Annotated in this window: 15 protein-coding genes and 1 pseudogene; 12 read left to right on the top strand and 4 right to left on the bottom strand. The window is 74.6% G+C overall.

Annotation, left to right across the window (positions count from 1 at the left end; all coding sequences use genetic code 11):
• The 5 genes from IEY99_RS24870 to IEY99_RS24850 are packed head-to-tail and all read left to right on the top strand — an operon-like array spanning nucleotide 1 to nucleotide 7,003.
• A complete protein-coding gene (locus tag IEY99_RS24870) occupies nucleotides 1–2,406 on the top strand; it encodes a PEP/pyruvate-binding domain-containing protein (RefSeq protein ID WP_229799212.1) in 2,406 nt (801 codons plus the stop codon).
• 13 nt (nucleotides 2,407–2,419) lie between these two features.
• Nucleotides 2,420–2,986, top strand: a complete 567-nt coding sequence (locus tag IEY99_RS24865; protein WP_189206466.1) for a TetR/AcrR family transcriptional regulator — start codon at nucleotides 2,420–2,422, stop codon at nucleotides 2,984–2,986.
• 46 nt (nucleotides 2,987–3,032) lie between these two features.
• Nucleotides 3,033–5,006 (top strand): putative bifunctional diguanylate cyclase/phosphodiesterase, encoded by a 1,974-nt coding sequence (locus IEY99_RS24860; protein ID WP_189206465.1) that lies wholly within the window; start codon nucleotides 3,033–3,035, stop codon nucleotides 5,004–5,006.
• A gap of 16 nt (nucleotides 5,007–5,022) precedes the next feature.
• Nucleotides 5,023–5,937 carry an ABC transporter substrate-binding protein gene (locus tag IEY99_RS24855; protein WP_189206464.1) on the top strand — a complete coding sequence of 305 codons (915 nt, stop codon included), beginning with the start codon at nucleotides 5,023–5,025 and terminating at the stop codon, nucleotides 5,935–5,937.
• A 34-nt stretch (nucleotides 5,938–5,971) separates the two neighbouring features.
• Nucleotides 5,972–7,003, top strand: a complete 1,032-nt coding sequence (locus IEY99_RS24850; protein WP_229799211.1) for a 5'-3' exonuclease — start codon at nucleotides 5,972–5,974, stop codon at nucleotides 7,001–7,003.
• Here IEY99_RS24850 and IEY99_RS24845 read toward each other — a convergent pair.
• Nucleotides 7,000–8,076: a hypothetical protein gene (locus IEY99_RS24845; protein ID WP_229799210.1), complete on the bottom strand. Its 1,077-nt coding sequence runs from the start codon at nucleotides 8,074–8,076 to the stop codon at nucleotides 7,000–7,002. The two genes, IEY99_RS24850 and IEY99_RS24845, sit on opposite strands and share 4 nt — an antisense overlap.
• Nucleotides 8,077–8,162: 86 nt before the next feature.
• On the opposite strand from IEY99_RS24845, the gene IEY99_RS24840 reads away from it, so the two are divergent.
• From IEY99_RS24840 to IEY99_RS24820, 5 genes are all read left to right on the top strand, one after another.
• Nucleotides 8,163–8,684: a hypothetical protein gene (locus tag IEY99_RS24840; RefSeq protein ID WP_189206463.1), complete on the top strand. Its 522-nt coding sequence runs from the start codon at nucleotides 8,163–8,165 to the stop codon at nucleotides 8,682–8,684.
• 127 nt (nucleotides 8,685–8,811) lie between these two features.
• A complete protein-coding gene (locus IEY99_RS24835; protein ID WP_189206462.1) occupies nucleotides 8,812–9,846 on the top strand; it encodes a hypothetical protein in 1,035 nt (344 codons plus the stop codon).
• Nucleotides 9,847–9,978: 132 nt separating this feature from the next.
• Nucleotides 9,979–10,410: a glycosyltransferase gene (locus IEY99_RS24830; protein WP_189206461.1), complete on the top strand. Its 432-nt coding sequence runs from the start codon at nucleotides 9,979–9,981 to the stop codon at nucleotides 10,408–10,410.
• Nucleotides 10,411–10,588: 178 nt separating this feature from the next.
• Entirely contained in the window at nucleotides 10,589–11,353 is a 765-nt protein-coding gene (locus IEY99_RS24825) for an EAL domain-containing protein (RefSeq protein ID WP_189206460.1), read from the top strand.
• Between the two features lie 101 nt (nucleotides 11,354–11,454).
• A complete protein-coding gene (locus IEY99_RS24820) occupies nucleotides 11,455–12,144 on the top strand; it encodes a response regulator transcription factor (RefSeq protein WP_189206459.1) in 690 nt (229 codons plus the stop codon).
• Nucleotides 12,145–12,499: 355 nt separating this feature from the next.
• Here IEY99_RS24820 and IEY99_RS24815 read toward each other — a convergent pair whose 3' ends face one another.
• Nucleotides 12,500–13,096 (bottom strand): hypothetical protein, encoded by a 597-nt coding sequence (locus IEY99_RS24815; RefSeq protein ID WP_189206458.1) that lies wholly within the window; start codon nucleotides 13,094–13,096, stop codon nucleotides 12,500–12,502.
• 119 nt (nucleotides 13,097–13,215) lie between these two features.
• Between IEY99_RS24815 and IEY99_RS24810 the strand changes: the two genes are divergently transcribed.
• Nucleotides 13,216–14,100, top strand: coding sequence for a glycosyltransferase family 2 protein (locus tag IEY99_RS24810; protein ID WP_189206457.1), 885 nt, complete (start codon nucleotides 13,216–13,218; stop codon nucleotides 14,098–14,100).
• Between the two features lie 103 nt (nucleotides 14,101–14,203).
• Nucleotides 14,204–14,998, top strand: a complete 795-nt coding sequence (locus tag IEY99_RS24805) for an endonuclease/exonuclease/phosphatase family protein (protein ID WP_189206456.1) — start codon at nucleotides 14,204–14,206, stop codon at nucleotides 14,996–14,998.
• A gap of 17 nt (nucleotides 14,999–15,015) precedes the next feature.
• Here the strand turns inward: IEY99_RS24805 and IEY99_RS24800 are convergent, their stop codons facing one another.
• On the bottom strand, nucleotides 15,016–15,483 hold the full coding sequence (locus tag IEY99_RS24800) for a hypothetical protein (RefSeq protein WP_189206455.1): 468 nt from the start codon (nucleotides 15,481–15,483) through the stop codon (nucleotides 15,016–15,018).
• 76 nt (nucleotides 15,484–15,559) lie between these two features.
• A pseudogene (locus IEY99_RS24795) lies at nucleotides 15,560–16,838 on the bottom strand (hypothetical protein); the annotation flags it as partial.

Below are 16,838 nucleotides of genomic sequence, written 5' to 3'. Positions count from 1 at the left end.
GTGATCGAGTTGTCCGAGGCGTGCGCCGAGCGCGGCGAGCTGGTCGGCGGCAAGGCGGCGGGCCTCGGCCGGCTGATCCGGCACGGGGAGCGGGTGCCGCCCGGCTTCTGCGTCACCACCGAGGCCTTCCGGCGGGGGGTGATCCCGGAGGCCGAGATCGTTGCGGCGTACGAGCGGCTGGGCCGTGGCCCGGTGGCGGTGCGGTCGAGCGCGACCGCCGAGGACCTGCCGGACGCGAGCTTCGCCGGCCAGCAGGACACCGTCCTGGACGTCGAGGGCCCCGCCGGGCTGCTCGCCGCCGTCGCGAAGTGCTGGGAGTCCCTGCACGGTGCGCGCGCCGCCGCCTACCGGGAGGCCCGCGACATCGACGGCGCCACGGTGGCGATGGCGGTGCTGGTGCAGCGCATGGTCCAGCCCGCGGTCGCCGGGGTGCTCTTCACCGCGAACCCGGTGACCGGCCGCCGCACCGAGATGCTCGTCGACGCCGCACCGGGGCTCGGCACCGCCGTGGTGGACGGCACCGGCCCGGTGGACCACTACGTCCTCGACGGCACCGCCCGAGACCTCGGGGGCTGCCTGACCCCCGCCCGGCTCGAAGAGCTCCGCGCGGCCGGCGCCCGGCTCCAGGAGCGCCTCGGCGGTCCCCAGGACGTGGAATGGGCATTCGACGACGACGGCGTCCTGTGGCTCCTGCAGTCACGGCCGATCACCACCCTGTTCCCGCTGCCCCCGCCGACCACCAAGCCCCTCCCCCGCGTCTACGTGGAGTTCGGGCACGTGCAGGGCATGCTGCGGCCGGTGACGCCGATGGGGATGGCCACCCTGCGGGCGCAGATCGTCGCGATGCTGGCCGCGCTGGGTGTCCGGGCGGACGTCGTGGACATCGGCGGGCGCCTCTACGGCGACCTCAGCGACCTCGCCCGTCACCGGTCCGCCCGCAAGCGGCTGGTCAAGCTCATGGCCGTCGACTTCGGCCCGCGCGCCCAGGCCGTCATGGCACACGTGCTCAACGACCCCCGGTTCGCCGCGCAGCCCGGCGGCTCCGGGCGCACGGGCGGGGCGGACGCGGCGGCGCTGCGCACGGCCGTCCGGGCGCTCGCCGGCATCGTGCGCGCGCTGGCCCGTCCCGAGGCCGCCCGGCAGCGGCTGACCGGGGCGGTCGAGCGCATCCGGCTGGCCGGCGCGGTCCCCGCGGCGGCGATGACCACCGCCGAGCGGCTGCGCGAGGTCGAGGCCCACGACGCCGCGGAGAGCCCCGACGACATCATCTGGCCCATCGTCGCCGGCATGCTCGCCGCCGCCCTGCCCGCCAAGCTGCTCGACGGCATCGCGACGCCGGGAGAGATCCACACCGTGCTCGGCGGGATGCCGCACAACGTCACCATCGAGATGGACCTCGCCCTCTGGCGGCTCGCCACGGACGCGGGAGAGCACCGGGAGCTGCTGCTCGGCACGGCGCCCGGCGAGCTGGCCGCGCGGTACGCCCGCGGGGAGCTGCCGGACCTCGGGCTGGACGCGTTCCTGCGCGCGTACGGCCACCGCGGCATCGCCGAGGTCGACCTGGGCGTGCCCCGCTGGGACGAGGACCCCACGCCGGTCTTCGCCATGATCGCGAACTACCTGCGGGTCACCGACCTGGAGCAGGCGCCGGACCGCCGCTTCGCCCGCGCCGCCGCCACGGCCGAGGAGGCCCTGCGCGGGCTCGCCGTCCGGGCCCGGCGCCGGCCCGTACGCGGACGGCTCGCCGTGTTCCTGCTGCGCCGGGCGCGGTCGCTGGCGGGCCTGCGGGAGGCCGGCAAGTTCGCCGGCCTCTACCGGCTGCGGGCGGTCCGGCGGCACCTGCTGCTCATCGGCGCCGACCTCACCGCGGCCGGCCTGCTCGACCGGCCGGACGACATCATGTTCCTCACCCTCGACGAGGTCCGCGCCGCCGTGCACGAGGGCGCCGCCTGCCACGACACGGCCACCACCCGCCGGGCGGTGCACCGGGCCGAGTCACGACGCCGGGCCGTACCGGTCGGCCTGCTGTCCGACGGCACGGACATCGAGGCCGTGCTGCCCCCGGCGCCGGCCACCGGCGGCGTGCTCAGCGGCGTGGGCGCGGCGGCCGGCCGGGTCACCGGGCCGGCGCGGGTGGTGCACGACCCGGCGACCGCCCACGTGGAGCCGGGCGAGATCCTCGTCGCCGCCACCACCGACCCGGGCTGGACGCCGCTGTTCCTCACCGCCGGCGGGCTCGTCACCGAGACCGGAGCGATCATGGCCCACGGCCCCACGGTGGCGCGCGAGTACGGCATCCCCGCCGTGATCAGCGTCCCGGGAGCGACCCGGACGATCTCCACCGGCCAGGTCGTCACCGTCGACGGCGCGGCCGGAACCGTCACGGTCGATGCCGCCACGCTGTGAAACGATCGAGGCCATGCCCAGAAAGGTCGACAGCCACCAGCGGCGCACCCGGATCGCCGACGCGCTGATGCGGGTCGCGGCGGCGCAGGGGCTGGAGGCCGTCAGCCTGCGCCACGTCGCCGCCGAGGCCGGCGTGTCGGCGGGGATGGTGCAGCACTACTTCCGCACCAAGGACGAGATGATGCGGTTCGCGCTGTCCGTGGTCCGCGACCGCACCCAGGTCCGGGTCACCGAGGCGATCGCCCGCCTCGGCGCCGAGCCGGAGCCCCGGCTGCTGCTCCGCACCATGATCACCGCGATCCTGCCGCTGGACGACGAGTCCCGCGCCCTGGGGCGGGTGGCGCTCGCCTTCCTCGCCTACACGGCCGTACGCCCGGCGGCGGGCTCCGCGCTGCGCGAGGACACCGCCGAGATGACCGGGTTCGTCGCCGGGCTCCTCGACGTCGCCGACCCCGAGCGCGCCGCGGCCGGGCTCCTGGCGCTGATGGAAGGCCTCGGCGTCCACCTGCTCGGCGGGCACCGCACCGCCGGGCAGGCCCTGGCGACCCTGGACGATCATCTCGACCGGCTCTTCCGGTAGGCGGCGTTTCCTTCATCACATCCGGCGGACGGCCGATAGTTCCTGCGTGGGGCTGCGAGGCAAGTTCGGCGCGAAGGGCGGGTCACGTCTCTTCGCGGCCTACGCCGCCGCCAGCCTCGTCCCCGTCGGCGTGCTCGGGGCGGTGCTGGTCACCGGCTACCGCGACGACGCCGCCCGGCAGGCCGAGGAGCAGGGCCGCGCGCAGGCCGTGGTCATCGCCGAGATGGCCGTCGCCCCGGCCCTCGAGGACGCCGACCTGACCGCCGGGCTCACCCAGACCCAGCGGGAACGGCTGCACGCCGCCACCGACTTCGCGATCTTCCACGGCTCGGTCGTCCGCCTGCGGCTGCGCAGCTTCAGCGGGCAGGTCGTCTTCTCCGACGACGGCTCCACCGCCGGGGGCATCCCGGTCGCCGACCCCGCCTTCCGGACCGCCGCGGTGGGGCAGACGGACGTCGCGGTCGTCGCCGACACCGAGCGCAGCCGCGGCCAGGTGATCCGGGTGCTCGAGCCGGTGGTCGCCAGCGCCTCCGGGCGGGCCATCGGCGTGCTGGAGCTGTACCTGCCGTACGAGAGCATCGCGGCACACCTGCAACAGCAGATGCGGGTCACGTACTGGCGCCTCGCCGCCGGCCTGGTCGGGCTCTACCTGGTGCTGGCGCTGATCTCCTGGTCCACCACCCGCTCGCTGCGCCGGTACGCGGCCCAGCAGGAACGCGAGGCCCTGCACGACGGCCTCACCGGGCTGCCCAACCGGGCGGCCTTCCGGCTGCGGGCGAAGTCCGCCCTGGAGAACGCCCCGCGGCGCGGCGCCTTCGTGCTCGTCGACCTCAACCACTTCAAGGAGGTCAACGACACGCTCGGCCACCATGCCGGCGACGAGCTGCTGAAGGTGGTCGCCGAGCGGCTGGTGGCCGCGCTGCGCCCCGAGGACACCGTGACCCGCCTCGGCGGCGACGAGTTCGGCCTGATCCTGCCCGGCGTCGACCGCGCCGAGGTGGTCGCGCTGCTGTCCGGCGCCCGCAGCCGCCTCACCGAGGAGATCGTGCTCGACGGCATCCCGCTGACCATCGAGGCCAGCTTCGGGGTGGCGCTCTACCCCGAGCACGGCATCGGGGTCGAGGAGCTGCTGCAGTGCGCCGACGCCGCCATGTACCAGGGCAAGCGGGGCACCAACGGCATCGTCGTGTACGCGGGCGGCGAGGTCGCCCACTCCACCCAGTGGCTCGTGGTGCAGGCCGAGCTGCGGCACGCCTTCGAACGCGACGAGCTGGTCCTGCACTACCAGCCCAAGATCCGCCTCTCGGACGGGGAGATCTGCGGCGTGGAGGCGCTGGTCCGCTGGCAGCACCCGACCCGCGGGCTGCTCGCACCGGCCGAGTTCCTGCCCGCCGCCGAGCAGTCCGGGCTGATCGAGCCGCTCACCGCATGGGTGCTGCGCCGCGCCCTCGCCGACCAGCGGGACTGGATCACCGCCGGCCGGTCGTGGCCGGTGGCGGTGAACGTGTCCGCGCGCAACCTCGACCAGCCGGGTTTCGCCGCCTCCGTGGCCGACCTGCTGACCGCGACCGGCACCCCGGCCGACATGCTCATGCTGGAGGTCACCGAGACGGCACTGGCCGGGGACACCCCCGCCGCCATCGGCGCCGTCGTGGACCTCGTCGGCATCGGCATCGGCATCGCGGTCGACGACTTCGGCGTCGGGTACACCAGCCTGTCGCAGCTGCGGGCCGTCCCCGTCTCCGAGATCAAGATCGACCGCCTCTTCGTCGACGGCCTGTCCCGCAACCCGCAGAGCGAGGCGATCGTGCGCTCGGTGATCGAGCTGGCGCACGGCCTGGGCTGCTGGGTGACCGCCGAGGGCGTCGAGGACGAGGAGGTCCGGCACTGGCTCACCGCAGCCGGCTGCGACGCCGCCCAGGGCACCCTGCTCGGCACCCCGTTGACCTGGAACGACCTGATCGAGACCACCGCGGCCGGCCGTACCCGGCGGGAAATCCCCGCCGCGGCCGGCTCATGACAGGAGCACACTGGCGATGAGAAAGCTGACGAAGGCCGGCCTTGCCCTGACCGGTGTCCTGCTGGCCCTGGCCGGGTGCGGCGGCGACAAGGCGGCCGAGAACGGCAGCGCCGCGTCCAGCACCATCGAGATGGACCAGGCCCTGCACGACGCGCTGCCCCAGGAGATCCGTGACCGCGGCACGATCCGCCTCATCACCGACCCCGCCTACGCGCCGATGGAGTCGTACGGCCCCGACGGCCGCACCATCGTCGGATTCGAGCCGGACCTCGCCGCCGCGCTCGGCACCGTGCTCGGCATCAAGATCGAGATGGTCGGCGGCACGGAGTTCGACACCTTCCTCGACGAGATCGTCAAGGGCAGGTACGACGGCGTGCTGTCGTCCATGACCGACACCGCCGAGCGGGAGACCAAGGCCGACTTCATCAACTACTTCGCCGCCGGCACCTCGATCGTGGTGCAGCGCGGCAACCCGAGCGGCGTCACCGACCTCAAGGACCTCTGCGGCAAGGTCGTCGCGGTCGAGAAGGGCACGGTCCAGGTCGACCTGCTGGAGCGCTCGCAGCAGGGCTGCGGCACCAAGCCGATCACCGTGAAGACCTACAAGACCAACGCCGACGCGCTGCTGCAGCTGCGCACCGGCCGGTCCGTGGCGGTCCTCAACGACTTCCCCCCGGCCGTGCACCTCACCACCGACCAGCGCACCCGCGGCTTCTACCAGCTCGCCTCGACGGTCCAGTACGAGCCGGGCCTGTACGGCATCGCCGTGCCCAAGGGCCACGGCCCGCTGCGCGACACGCTGCGCGACGCCCTGGACCGGCTGATCCGCTCCGGCGCCTACAACGAGCTGCTCGACCGGTGGGGCCTCAGCAGCGGCGCGCTCAGCGCGGCGTCGATCAACGCGGCCGGTGGCGGCTTCACGACCGGCTGACGCCGGTGACACCCGCCGTGCGTAGACTCGGCGGGTGTCGCCCCCCGGCCCCCTGCTGCTCGTGCTCGACGGGAACAGCCTGGTGCACCGCGCGTACCACGCCGGTGCGGTGGACGGGCTGCTGGACGCCGCCGGCCGGCCGGTGTGGGCACTGCGCGGACTCGTCGGATACATCGCGCGGGCGGCGGCATACCTGCGGCCCGACGCGCTGATCGTCGGCTTCGACTGCCCCGACGACTCCGCGCGCCGCGCCGACTACGCCGGTTACAAGGCACACCGGCCGAGCAAGCCCACCGACCTCACCGACCAGATCGCCGGCGCGCCCGGGCTGCTGACCGCCGCCGGCGTGCGCACCCTGGTGCCGCCCGCGTGGGAGGCCGACGACGTCCTCGCCAGCGCGGCGGCGCACGCCCGCCGGCACGGCTGGCGCTCGGTGCTGATGACCAGCGACCGCGACGCGTTCGCCCTCATCGACGAGACGACCTCGGTGCTGCGCGTCCGCAACGGCGGCTTCGACGAGGCCGTCCTGGTCGACGCCGCCGGCCTGCCCGCGCTCTGCGGCGTCGAGCCCGGGCAGTACCGCGACTTCGCGGCGCTGCGCGGCGACCCCTCCGACAACCTGCCGGGCGTCCGCGGCTTCGGCGCGGCCACCGCCGCCAAGCTGCTGGCGGCCTTCGGCACGGTCGACGGCGCGTGGGCGGCCCTCGATGCCGGCGCCGCCCACCTGGTCCGCGAGGCCGTGGGCGAGCGGGCCGCCGAGCAGCTCGCCGCGCCCGGCGCCCGGGAGGCGGTGGAACGCAACCGGCGGCTCATGCGGATGCGCACCGACCTGGCCGTGCCCGGCCTCGACGAGGTACGCCTGCCGCTGAGCCTGCCCGTCTTCCGGCGGGCGCTGCGCGAGCGCGGCATCAACCTGGGGCCGTCGCTGTGGGCCCTGACCGGCGGCATCCCGCCGCAGCGCGAGCCCCGCGACGAGGACCCGATCCCGCAGCTGCGCCCCTGGGTCATCCGGGCGGGCATGCGCGGGCGCCGCGATCCCACCCCGGGACAGCTGTCGCTCTTCTAGGACACCGTACGCAGGTCGAGGGTGTGCCGGACGAAGGTCTCCTGGCTGCCCGTCGACCAGCAGAGCACCCCGTTGCGCAGCATCACCGCGCCGGCGTCCGGGCTGATCTCCACGGTGCTGCGGGTGTTCGTCTCGTGCACCAGCAGCTGCGCGTTGCCGGTCAGCTCCGAGTTCGCGCCGATCCGCACGAAGACCTCGAACCGGTCGAGCGCGGCCACGTCCACGATCTCGGTCGCCGCCGTGCCGCCGGCGACCTCGTGCCGGTCGCCGCCGTCGGGCCGCATGAGCTCGATGCGGGTGTAGCCGCCCGCGTCCAGCGACACGATCCGGCACCACGCGGCGCTGCACCCGATCGCGCCGTCCCGCGGCCGGGCCACCGCCACGTCCGCGCCGGAGACCAGATTGCGCAGCGTACGGGCCCCCGCCGAGTCGGCTACCCCGTCGGTCATCCACGGCCAGGCCAGCAGCCGCCAGGTGCCGGGCACCCGGCGTACCTCGACCGGGCCGCCACCGGGCGCGACCGCACGCACCTCGGTGCCTCCCGCCGCGGCGGCGGCCACCCAGCGCAGCCGGCCGCCGGCGAAGACCAGGTCGGTCTCCGACCGGTAGAACCGGGCGTCGCCGGTGTCGGCGGTCACCCGGTGCGCCGCCGGGCCGGACCCCAGCCCGGCCGCCCAGAGCTCCAGCCCGCCCTTGGTGCGCTCGAACCAGGCGAGCAGGTCACCGGCGACGGTGAGGCTCTGGAACGACGGGTTGCGCGCCGACGGCAGCGCCCGCACCTGGCGGACGGAGCCGTCCGCGGACCGGACCAGCAGCCGCAGCGTGCGGCCGTCGCGGCTGGGCGCGGTGCCGGCCGAGGTCCGCGCGTCGAGGAAGACGCCCGGCTCGTACGCGGTCCCGTCGCTCAGCGTGGCCGCCATGCTGGCGCGCTGGGCGCCCGGCCAGGCCAGGGCGGCGGGCGTGGGCGCGGTCCGCCGGCCCTGCGCCGCCGGCGGCACGGCCAGCAGCAGGGCGCCCGCGGCCAGCGCGGCGACGAGCCCCACGCCCGGCCGGATCCGAGGGTCTCGCGGCACGCCACGATGCTACTGCGGCGGCCGGTGCCGGTACTCTGGAGCGCGTCGGGGGCTCCGGCGTGCCCGACCGCGAGCGGAGGGTCCCGGTGGAGAATCTGGACGAACGGGAACGGCGGCTGACCGCGCGGGAGCGCGCCGCAGATCTCCGAGAGGCACAGGCCGAGGCCCGGGAGCGCCTCGCGGACCAGCGCGAGCGCGAAGCGGACGCCCGCGAGTGCCGCGCCGACCGCCGCGACCGGGCGGCCGACGCCCGTGACCAGCTCGCCGACCAGCGGGAGCAGTCCGCCGACCGGCGCGACCAGCTCGCCGACGAGCGCGAGCAGCTCGCCGACCGGCGCGAACGGGAGGCCGACACCCGCGAGGCCGCCGCCAACCATCGGGAACGCCTCCTCGACGCCGACGCCGACCGGGACGACGAGCGCACGACCGACCCGATCACCCGCTTCCGCGGGTCCCTCGCCCGCACGTCGGCGAGGACCGACCGCAGCAACGAACTGCTGCACCGCTCCCGCGAGGCGGTCCGGCGCGGCGCCGACCGCATGGAGCGGATCCGCCGCGGAAGCGCCACCGGCCCCGCCGCGTCCGAGCACGACTCCGACGGGGCCTGAACGCCGGGCCGCACAGGGTCCCGAAGGGCCGGGACTTTGGTCCTGACCTGCGCCGGATCGCTCGATCATCGACGCCGACAGCCGTAGGAATGGTGACGGTGATCGTGTGACGAGCGGAGTGAGAACGATGAAGATCAGCGTGGGACGCCTCGGAGCCCTGGCGGGAGCGGCGGCCGCGGTGCTGGCGGTGCCGAGTCCCGCGGCGGCGCACGAGAAGTGGTTCGTCCCGGACCCGCACGGCTACCCGGGGGACTGGTCCTTCGCCGTACGCCCTCTCACGCTGGCGTTCATCCTGGGCGTCGCCCTGGTCACGGTCGGCTGGCGGTACCTGGCGGTGCGCCGGCTGCCGTCGCCGGAGCTGCCGGGGCTGTCCTTCCTGGGGCGGCTGGTGCCGTACGTGCCCCGGCTGCTCGCCATCCACCTCGGGGTGTCGCTGCTGGCCGCCGCCGTCTCCGGGCACTTCCTGACCCACGACCTGAAGGTCGAGGGGCTGCCCGCGGGCGACGCCCTGCTGCTGCTCGAGGGGGCCCTGGGAGTCTGGTTCATCACCGGCATCCGGCTGCGTCCGGCCGCCGTCCTGCTGGCCCTGGCCGGCCCGCTGGCGCTGCTGGTGACCGGGCCGGTGGGCCTGCTCTCGGCGATGGACCTGCTCGGCGTCGCGGTCTTCCTGGCGTTCGTGCCGCCGTCGGACGCGACCTTCGGCCGGGTCGAGCCCGACGCGGTGACGCTGGGCCGGGGGCTGCTGGCGCTGCGGCTGGGCGCCGGCGGGGCGCTGATCACGCTCGCCTTCGCGGAGAAGCTCGCGAACCCGGCGCTGGCCCGGGAGACCCTGCGGATGTTCCCCCAGCTCGACGTCTTCGCCCTGGTGGGCATCGACCTGCCGGCCGACGTCTTCGTCACGGTGGCCGGCGTCACCGAGCTGCTCTTCGGCCTCCTGGTGATCTCCGGCGCCCTGCCCCAGGTCGCGGTGCTCGTCGCGGGCATCCCGTTCAACGCCACCCTGCTGCTGTTCGGCGGCACGGAGCTGCTCGGCCACCTGCCGGTCTACGGGATCTTCCTGACCCTGCTGGCGTACGGCTCCGACCCGCGCACGGCCCCGCTGGTGCGCCGGCTGCCGCGGCTCCCCCGGCGGCTGGTACGCCGGCAGGCGGTCCCGGCCTGAGCGTGGCGCCCGGCGACGACGGCGGTACCCCCGAGGGGTGCCGCCGTCGAGGCGTACGGGCGGCCGGCAGGTTTGCGTGCGGCTTGAGAATCTGATGAGACCGCGTTGAGGCTGGGGGCCGAATCACCGGGCATGACTGTCGCCCACCTCATCGCCGTCCCTCCCTTCGTCGTCGCCGGTGCCGTCCAGCGGGCATCCTCGTCGGGCCAGGCCGCCGTCGAGTTCACCGTGGTCATCCCGTTCCACAACCCCGGCGTGAAGCTGCGCCGCACCGTCGAGCGCCTGGCCGAGACGCTCTACGCCCAGAACATCTCGTTCGACATGGTCGCCGTGACCGGCGGCTCGACCGACGGCTCCGAGCGCAGCCTCGAGGGCCTGCCCTGGATCCAGGTCATCGCCGACCGGGAGCTGCAGGACAAGGGCGCCGCGCTGCAGGCCGGCCTCGCCGCCGCCGCCGGCACCTGGGTCGGTGTGGTGGACGTCGACGCGGACGTCGACGTCGACCCGCACGAGCTCATCGAGTGCCTGCACCGCGCCCGCGACCGCGAGAGCGTGCTCGTCTGAGCCGCTTCACCCGCTCCGCTCCATCCGGACCCCGGCACACCGTGTGTGCCGGGGTCCGCTCGTGTGTCCGCCGGGTCCGCAACCGCACCCCGATCGCGCTTTCCGCCCGGTGACGGGCTTGCCGAGCTCTTGAAACCGGTCTGAGACTGCCTTGAGGGTCGCGGCCGAACTAGACGGCATGACCTTCACCGCGCCTGCCGTGCCCGCCATGCGCAATCTCCGGGAAGTTATCCACTCCCAGGCGATCCAGCCCACCTTCCAGCCTGTCGTGCGCCTCGAGGACGGCGTCGTCAAGGCGTACGAGGCGCTGGCCCGGTTCGACAAGGCGCACTTCCCGAGTCCGGCGGACGCGTTCGCCGCGGCCCTGGAGGCCGGCGTGGGTGTGGACCTGGAGCTGCTCGCGCTGGAGCGGGCCTTCGCGTACCTCGACGAGATGCCCGCCGGGGCGTGGCTGAGCGCGAACCTGTCGGTGGAGGCCCTGCTCGACCCGCGCGTCGGCCAGACCCTCATGGCGCACGCGTCGCGCGGCATCGCGGTGGAGCTCACCGAGCACACCCAGGTGCACGACTATCCGGCGCTGGTCAAGGTGACCGAGCGGCTGCGCTCGGCGGGCATCCTGCTCGCCGTCGACGACGCCGGGGCCGGCTTCGCCAGCCTCAGCCACATCCTGCAGCTGCGCCCGGACATCATCAAGCTCGACATCACCCTCACCCGGGGCATCGACACCGACCCGGTACGGATGGCGCTGGCGCGCTCGCTCGTCGGCTTCGCCGAGGACATCGGCGCCATGCTGATCGCCGAGGGCATCGAGACAGTGGCCGAGCACGAGAAACTGCGGGCGCTGGGTGTCAAGCTGGGACAGGGTTACTTCATGGCCCGGCCCGGGCCGCTGCCCGCCCGCGCCGAGATCACCGCCGACGGAATCCTGATCGGCGGGGCATGACCCGCCTCGCGAGCGGCGAAACCTTCGTTTCGGCGCGGCGCGACCGATAGGACTCGACGCCACCCCGTGTTTCCGTCCGTCCCGCAGAAGTGGAGGTCCCCGTGGCCAGGCCGCGCGCTCTCGTCGTCGAGGACTCACCCGAATTCATGCTCCTCTGCCAGCACCTGCTGGAGAAGGAAGGCTTCGACGTCGTCGTCGCCACCGACGGCCGGGGCGCGGTCGAGCAGGCTCAGAAGGAGCGGCCCGACATCGCCATCCTCGACCTCGGCCTGCCCGACGTCGACGGCATCGAGGTGTGCCGCCAGATCCGGCAGTTCACCGACGCCTACATCGTCATGGTCACCGGCCGCACCGACGAGCTGGACAAGGTCGTGGGCCTGTCGGTGGGCGCCGACGACTACGTCACCAAGCCGTTCTCCCCGCGCGAGCTCGCCGCCCGCATCCAGGCGATGCGCCGCCGCCCCCGCAACTCCGCGGCCGGGCAGAGCACGGCGATCCGCGAGTACGGCAAGCTGCGCATCGACCCCGAGGTCCGCGAGGTGACCCTCGACGGGCAGGTGCTCGAGCTGACCAAGATCGAGTTCGGCATCCTGGACCTGCTGTCCTCCGCGCCGCGCCGCACCTTCACCCGCGGCCAGCTGCTCGAGGACGTCTGGGGCGACAACTGGTACGGCGACGACCACATCATCGACGTGCACGTCGGCAACCTGCGCAAGAAGCTGGGCGAGTCGGCCTCGTCGCCGCGCCACATCCGTACGCTGCGCGGCGTCGGCTACCGCTTCGAGCCCTGAGCCGTCCCCCACCTCCGGAACCCACGCGCCGCGGGCGCGTGGGTTCCGCCTTTGCGGTGCTCGGGCTCGCAGACTGCCGGCCGTCGACCCCGGCCTGATCCTTCAGTCCTGGCGAGCCGCGCGTGCCCTGCTGGGCGTCACCGGCCGCCGGCCGGTCGACACGGTGCCAGGGACACCATGCCGCAGCTCGTGGCGGACCGCCCACCGGCGCCCGGCCGGGCGGCGTAAAAGTGGCGGACCAGCTGAAAGCTGTCGCCAGGCACCCTCGACATGGACCGCTGGGAACCGCCTGTGGCGGTGTCGCAGGGCGACGCGTGGTTCCTGCACAACCGGCCCTGATCCCGGGCCGGGTGGGTCAGGCCATGCGATGGCGGGGATGGAACCGGTGGCGGTGCGGCGCGCCGGCCCGGGCGGCGCCGCGGCGCCGGGTCCAGACCACGGCGGCGCCGGCCAGCGCCGCGGCACCCGCCCAGGGTGCCAGGTCCTGCATGCCCCGGCCCGCCTCCGGCGGCGGCACCGAGCCGACGAGCGTACGCAGCACACCGGCCGGGGTCTCCCCCACCGCGAGCACGCTGGTGCCGGGCGAGAGCCGCCCGGCCGTCCCGGCGGAGGCCGGCAGCACCGTGGTGTCCGGCGTCGAGGCGGGCGCGGGAGTCACGGCGGCGCTCAGCACCAGCACGCGCAGCGCACCGGAGGCGTCGGCGATGACGGAGCGCTCCGGGTCGGCGCCCACCCTCAGGTTGACCGGCGAGCCGCCCTTGAAGCCGACCGCGTAGACGGCCAGCCCGTCGGCGGTCGCGCTGGACGGCGTCTGCCACTGCACGGTGAGGGCGTCGGCGGTGCCGCCGTACCCGGGTCCGTCGGCGAGCGCGGCACCCGGCGCGAGCACGGCGCCCAGCATGGCCGAGGCCAGCAGGAGCGGGCCTGAGCTGCGGGAACGAATACCGGTCACGGATCAATAGTGCCACGGCAAAAGCGCGGAATGTCCAGAGCGAAAACCGCTTCGCAACCTTGCAGGTCCCTTGAAGCCGGCTAGAGGCTGGGTTGAGCTAGCGCTCCGAACAACACGGCATGACCGCAACGCTGCTCACCGCCGCCACCGCACCGACGACCGCCGCCGCTCCGCTGTACAACGCGGCGCGCCTGTGGGCCCCGGCCGACCCGGCCGTCGAGCTGACCGTCGTGGTGCCGTTCTACAACCCCGGCGCGGCGCTGCGGCCCACCGTCGAGAAGCTGGTCGCCTGCCTGGCCGAGGAGCGCGTCTCGTACGAGGTCATCGCGGTCTCCGACGGCTCGACCGACGGCTCCGAGCGCACCCTCGCCGGCCTGCCGGGCGTGCGGGTCGTCGTGAGCCCGGTCAACCAGGGCAAGGGCGGCGCCCTGCACCTGGGCTTCGCCGCCGCGCGGGGCGCCTGGATCGGCTTCGTCGACGCCGACGGCGACATCGACCCCCGGCACCTGGCCGAGTACCTGCGGATCGCCCGCGCGGGCGACCACGCCGGCGTCTACGCCGACAAGCGGCACTCCGCGTCGGGCAGCGCCTCCTCGCCGTTCCGCAAGCTGGTCTCGATGGTCTACTCGACGCTGGTGACCCTGCTCTTCGTGCTGGGCATGCGCGACACCCAGACCGGCTGCAAGGTCCTGCGCCGCGACGTGCTGGCCGAGCTCCTGCCCCGGCTGCTCGAGCGCCGCTTCGCCTTCGACCTGGAGTTCTTCGTCGCCGCCAAGGCGGCCGGCATCCGCGGCTTCGTCGGCGCGCCGGTCCGGCTCGAGGAGCGGGTGGCCGGCTCCACCGTCGGCTCCACGGCGATCCTGCGCACGATCCGCGACACCTTCGTCATCTGGGCCCGCCTCCACCTGACCAACCAGTACCGCCGCCCGGCCTCCGCCCCGATCGTGCTCCGCCCGGCCCCCGCCGCCTGGACGACGACCGGCCAGCTCGTCGACGCCGCCTGAGCCGCGACCCGGCCCGGCACCGGAAAGTCTCCGCGCGGCGGGCCGGCCGCGGCGGCCGACCGCCTTCGAACCCTGGCCGCCGCGGCGGCTAGGGTTCGACGTCGTGCGGATCGCGAGTGTGAACGCGTGGGGCGGCGCGATGGCGGACGAGCTGCTGCGGTGGCTGCCGGCGAGCGGCGCGGACGTCGTCTGCCTGCAGGAGGTGACCCGGACCCCGGGCCTGAGCGGATGGACGCACTTCGCCGACGGGGAACGGAGCCTGCCCCAACGCGCCGATCTCCTCGCCGATGTGCGCGCCGCGTTGCCGCGCCATCAGGCGATCTTCGTGACCAGCGATTCCGGGCCGGTCCGGGACGACGCGGGCGGTTGCCACCGGCAGGACTTCGGGGTGGCGACCTTCGTCGGCGAGGATCTGCCGGTCGTCGGGGTCGACTCCGCCTTCGTGCACGGGCGGTTCGCCGACCATGTGCGGTGGCCGCTCACCGACCGCCCGCGCGCCGCCCTCGCCGTGCGTACCGTCGACCGGGCCGGGGGCCGGTCGGTGTGGGTCGTGCAGATGCACGGGTTGCGCGACCCGGCCGGCAAGGGCGACACCCCGGCGCGGCGCCGCCAGGCGGAGCGGCTCGCCGAGCTCGTACGCCGGATCCGCGGCGCCGGAGACCTGGTGGTGGTCTGCGGCGACCTCAACCTGCTACCGGACAGCGAGACGTTCGGCGTGCTGGCCGGGCTGGGCCTCACCGATCTGGTCGGGACGGCCGACACCCGGACGTCTCGCTACCGCAAGCCCGTGCGGCACGCCGGCTACCTGCTCGTCTCGGACGTCTCCGCCGTCGCGCGGTTCGAGGTCATGGCCGAGCCGGAGGTCTCGGACCACCGGGCACTGATCCTCGACATCTGAGGCCGCGTCCCTGCGGCTCAGCCGTCGGCGCTGTCGACGGCCACGAGGTTGCAGCCGTGCTCGGGACCGTTCTTGCCGTCCACGACGCACACCTGCAGTTGGACGGTGTCACCGGCGTTGACGTTGCCGGAGAACTGGCTGAAGGGGTCCCACACCACCGCGGCGCCCGCGCGCCCGTTGCCGTTGTACTTCGTGCCGAGGTCGCGCTCGGACCAGCCGCCGACGAACAGTGAGGCCCAGACCTGGACGCCGTCGCCGTCGGAGCAGTAGTCGTGGATCACGAGGTAGTCGTCGTTGTTGCCGCCGCCCGGGGCGCCGGGCCCGTAGTCGACGAACTCGACCATCCCGCAGCCGCCGTCGGTGGTGTACAGGGTGAAGCTGTCGTCGACGGCGGCTGCCGCCGGGCTCGCCGACACCACGAGCGCACCGATCGTCGAAGCGCCGACGAGCGCCACTCGCCGCAGGTGTCCCTTCGGGAACGTCATGCCTACCTCCGCGCAGTCAGGGCCGATGACATCGGCCGTCACCGATGGACGGTAGGCCGCCGCGGCGCTCCCGGCGTCAACCCGGCGAGGCAGGCCGCCGGTAAACCTTGGCGGTAGCGCCGCGGCCCCGTACGGCGGGCGGCGCCGGCGGGGACGGGCCCTCGGGGTACGGCACCGCCCACCAGCGCACCAGGTCCTTGCGGTGTTCCAGGAGGCCGATCACCAGCAGGACCAGCAGGGAGAGCACCGAGGCGATCAGGCCCAGCCGCAGCCACCGCCACGGCTCGTAGTGGACGGTGGCCGCCTCGGCGCCGGCGGCGACGGCGACCGTGCCGGCCGCGGTGGGTGCGCTCGGCAGGCCGCCCGCCGACCAGCCCGGTGACCATTCCTCGGGGATCACCACCCAGCCCGGCGTCCCGGGCGCCACGTCCCAGCTGGTGGAGCTGGTCCGGTGGATTCCCCCCGAGGCGGTCGACGGCAGGGGTTCGCGGGCCTGACCGTCCGGCAGGACCGCCTCGGTGCCCAGCGTTCCGCGGTTCGCCAGGGCGACCGCCTCGTCGTAGCCGCCGGGACGGGCGGCGACCACCCGGCCGGTGCCCCTCGCCTCGACGCGGTAGACGTCGAGCTCCGGGGTGCGCAGCACCCGGCGCAGGTCGTCCTGGGCGTCGAGCCAGGCGTACAGGTCGGCCTCCCGGTCGCGGGCCAGCACCACGTATCCCACGCCGAGCGGGGCCACGAGACGGCCGAAGGCGCCCGCGCCCCCGGCGGCGACCAGGCGCTGCACGTACGCCATCCGCCGGGAGACCGAGTTGGTGCGCACCGGGCCCAGTTCGACGGCGTCGCTGCTGAGCACCGGGCGGCGGAAGAACGCCGCCGCGGGGGTCGCCACGGTCCGGGAGCCGGAGAAGGAGAACGGCTGGTACAGGTGCCACGGCAGGAACAGCACGGCCTCGTCGCCGTCGCCCATGATCTCGTCGGCGGTGTGCCACGACTGCGGGTACTGGGTGACCCGGACGCTGCCGCCGAGGCCCCACACCAGCGAGGGGGCGACCACCGCGTAGACGCCGGCGACCATCACCATCGCGCCCGCGGCGGTCAGGCGGACCAGGAGCGGCCGCGCGCGGCGGCAGGCGGCGGCCAGCGCCTCCACGGTGACCCCGATGCCGATCGCGTACGCCAGCATCGTCAGCGCGAGCCACTTCTGCTGCTCGCGCATGGCCGCGAAGAGCGGCACGACGTCGAAGGCCCACCGGTAGAGCGGGGCGAGCGGGCCCTCGATGCCCGCGCCGAGCAGCAGCCCGGCGGCGGCGAGCAGGGCCAGCGGCGCCCCGGCGAGCGGGCCCCGGCGGCACAGC

It is taken from the genome of Couchioplanes azureus (genome assembly GCF_014648355.1).
GTDB lineage: Bacteria > Actinomycetota > Actinomycetes > Mycobacteriales > Micromonosporaceae > Actinoplanes > Actinoplanes azureus.
Note: the sequence above shows the minus strand (reverse complement) of the source record. Positions and strands in the feature narration are given on the sequence as shown.

Bases quoted from the DNA above. Each gene is read 5' to 3' on its own strand.
- IEY99_RS24865 (WP_189206466.1), top strand. From the start codon at position 2,420: ATGCCCAGAAAGGTCGACAGCCACCAGCGGCGCACCCGGATCGCCGAC.
- IEY99_RS24855 (WP_189206464.1), top strand. From the start codon at position 5,023: ATGAGAAAGCTGACGAAGGCCGGCCTTGCCCTGACCGGTGTCCTGCTG.
- IEY99_RS24835 (WP_189206462.1), top strand. From the start codon at position 8,812: ATGAAGATCAGCGTGGGACGCCTCGGAGCCCTGGCGGGAGCGGCGGCC.
- IEY99_RS24830 (WP_189206461.1), top strand. From the start codon at position 9,979: ATGACTGTCGCCCACCTCATCGCCGTCCCTCCCTTCGTCGTCGCCGGT.
- IEY99_RS24825 (WP_189206460.1), top strand. From the start codon at position 10,589: ATGACCTTCACCGCGCCTGCCGTGCCCGCCATGCGCAATCTCCGGGAA.
- IEY99_RS24810 (WP_189206457.1), top strand. From the start codon at position 13,216: ATGACCGCAACGCTGCTCACCGCCGCCACCGCACCGACGACCGCCGCC.
- IEY99_RS24800 (WP_189206455.1), bottom strand. From the start codon at position 15,483: ATGACGTTCCCGAAGGGACACCTGCGGCGAGTGGCGCTCGTCGGCGCT.